3 protein-coding genes are annotated in these 2,557 nt (G+C 67.0%); all 3 read right to left on the bottom strand.

The features are described from left to right. Positions 1-7: 7 nt before the first annotated feature. On the bottom strand, positions 8-775 hold the full coding sequence (locus E1286_RS46995) for an IclR family transcriptional regulator (protein ID WP_246075779.1): 768 nt from the start codon (positions 773-775) through the stop codon (positions 8-10). Between the two features lie 76 nt (positions 776-851). After that, a complete protein-coding gene (locus tag E1286_RS46990) occupies positions 852-1,712 on the bottom strand; it encodes a carbohydrate ABC transporter permease (protein ID WP_132623874.1) in 861 nt (286 codons plus the stop codon). After that, positions 1,709-2,557 (bottom strand): carbohydrate ABC transporter permease (locus E1286_RS46985; protein ID WP_223190966.1); only part of this gene is annotated, 849 nt, incomplete at its 5' end. The genes E1286_RS46985 and E1286_RS46990, both read right to left, overlap by 4 nt.

Genomic DNA, 2,557 nt, shown 5'->3' with positions numbered 1-2,557 from the left:
CCGCGGTTCAGCGGATGCCTTCTCGGCGGAGGGTGGCGGCCAGTTTGCGGGTGTGGCGGATCATGGCTTCGGTGATGGGTTCCACCTCGGCAGGGGTGAGGGTGGCGGGCATCGAGCAGCTGATCGCGTCCGTGGCCGGGATGCGGTAGTCGACCGCCACGGCCACGCAGGCCACCCCGGGGGTGCCCTGTTCGCATTCGTACGACCAGCCGCGGGTGCGTACCTGGTCGAGTTCCCCGGTCAGTTTGGCCAGGTCGGTGATGGTGCGGTCGGTCAGCCCCGTCAGCGGTTCGGGTAGCAGCGCCACGACCTCGTCGTCGGTGAGCTGGGCGAGCAGCACCTGCCCGAGCGCCGTGAGGTGGGCGGGCAGCCGTCGTCCCACCCGGGGGATCACGTGGGCCGCGTCTCGCGCCTCCCGGGTCGCCAGGTAGAGGACGTGCGCGCCGTCGCGGCGGGCGAAATGTACCGTTTGGCCGATCTCGTCCCGCAGGTCCTCCAGGGTCTCCTGGGCGAACGGCAGCGCCGGGTCCTTGTCGAGGTACGCCGTGCCCGTCAGCAGCGCGTGGGGCCCGATGCCGAACGCCGACCGCGAGGTGTCGGTCTCCACCCAGTTGAGCTCGACCAGCGTTCGCATGAGGGCGTGCAGGCTGCTGCGCGGGAAGCCGGTGCGCTGCTGGAGCTCCGACAGCGTGAGATGGTCGTGCGACTCGGCGAGCGCCTCCAGGATGCGTACGGTCCGTTCCGCTGACTTGACCAGCTGGGGCTGCATGCTCATCCCATCTCGTATCCTCTTCCGCGTGATCCAGGATATTGGATGGCGTCCAGATACGTGGACGCCAAGCGGGTAACGGCTAACCCTTGACGGCTCCACTGGTCAGGCCGCGCATGAACTGCCGCTGGAACGCCAGGAACGCGATGATCGACGGCAGCAGCGCCAGCAGCGAGGCCGCCAGCAGCACGCCGATGCCGACCTCCTCGTCCGAGCGGAGCGAGCGCAGGGCGATAGGCAGCGTCCACATGTCCGACGCGGGCGCGACGATCAGCGGCAGCAGGTACTGGTCCCAGATCATCGTGAAGCCGAAGACGCCGATCACGCCGAGCGCGGGACGGCACAGCGGCACGATGATCGTGGCGAAGATCCGCAGCTCGCCGGCGCCGTCGATGCGCGCGGCCTCCTCCAGCTCGACCGGCACCTCCTTCATGAACTCCGTCATGACCAGGATGGAGAAGCCCCAGGCGCCGACCGGCAGGATCATGCCGGCGTACGTGCCGATGAGGTTGACGTTCAGGACGGGCAGGTCGGACAGGACGAGTGACAGCGGGATCGCGATGATCTCCTCGGGCAACATCATCGTGGCGAGCATGAGCAGCATCACGAATGTCATGCCGCGAAACTTCTTGCGGGCCAGCGAATACGCGGCGAAGACGCTCACCAGCATCTGCAGCAGCAGCCCGAAGCCCACCACCACGAACGAGTTGAACAAGTACAGGTAGACGTTCTTCTCTCCGGCCTGGAGGAAGTTCTCGAGGGTGAATTCGTCCGGCCAGAGGGAGAACGAGGTGGGGTCGAGGGTCTTGCTGAACGCGCTCATCAGCAGACCCACCAGCGGCCCGGTGAAAATGACCACCATAAGGCCATAAATCAGGATCTTTCCGAAGACTGCCAGCGGGCCCCGACGCGACTCCAGCCCCAGCGCGCTGTCGAACCTCATGCCGCCTGCCTCCTGCGCAACATCTGCACGACCAGGGTGAGCACCAGTGTGGCCAGGAACAGCACGATCCCGCCCGCCGAGGCGACCCCCAGCTCGTTCGACTGGAACCCGAGCTTGTAGATCAAGGTCATCAGCACCTCGGAGGACCCGTTCGGCCCGCCGTTCGTCAGGACGTACACCTCGACGAAGACCCGCAGCCCGCGGATGGCCGCCAGCGTGAACAGGATCCAGAACACCGGCCGCAGCGCCGGCAGCGTGATGTGCACCAGCCGCCGCCAGGTGGAGGCGCCGTCCACGGCCGCCGCCTCGTACAGGGTGCGGTCCACGCCGACCAGCCCGGCCAGGAAGATCATCATGTCGTACGGCGTCCCGCGCCAGATGCTCATCAGCATGATCGACCACAGCGAGGTGTCCTCGCTGGCCAGCCACGGCTGCGGGTCGATGCCGCCCCAGCCGAGGACGACGTTGAGCATGCCGCTGTCGGCCGGGTGGAACATGATCCGCCAGACTTCGGCCACCGCCGCCATCGTCGTGACGACGGGGAGGAAGGCCGCGGTCCTGACGAACCACAGGTAGCGCGCGGGGCCCTCGATGAGCAACGCGAACCCCAGGCCGAGCACGATGGACCCGATCGTGGTGCCGAGCGCCAGCACGACGCTGTGCCAGATGGCCGCGGCGAACTCGTCGTCGGTGAGGATCGTCCGGTAGTTCTCCAGGCCGACCCACTCGTCGCCGAGAAAGGTCTGCACCTTGAAGAAGCTCTTCCAGAGGCCGACGAACATCGGGATGAACTTGAAGTACAGGAAGAGCAGCAGCGCGGGGGCGAGGAACAACCAGGCGATCAG

This window comes from Nonomuraea terrae (assembly GCF_004348995.1).
GTDB lineage: Bacteria > Actinomycetota > Actinomycetes > Streptosporangiales > Streptosporangiaceae > Nonomuraea > Nonomuraea terrae.
This window is presented reverse-complemented; position numbering and strand designations above follow the sequence as displayed.

Bases quoted from the DNA above. Each gene is read 5' to 3' on its own strand.
- E1286_RS46995 (WP_246075779.1), bottom strand. From the start codon at position 775: ATGAGCATGCAGCCCCAGCTGGTCAAGTCAGCGGAACGGACCGTACGC.
- E1286_RS46990 (WP_132623874.1), bottom strand. From the start codon at position 1,712: ATGAGGTTCGACAGCGCGCTGGGGCTGGAGTCGCGTCGGGGCCCGCTG.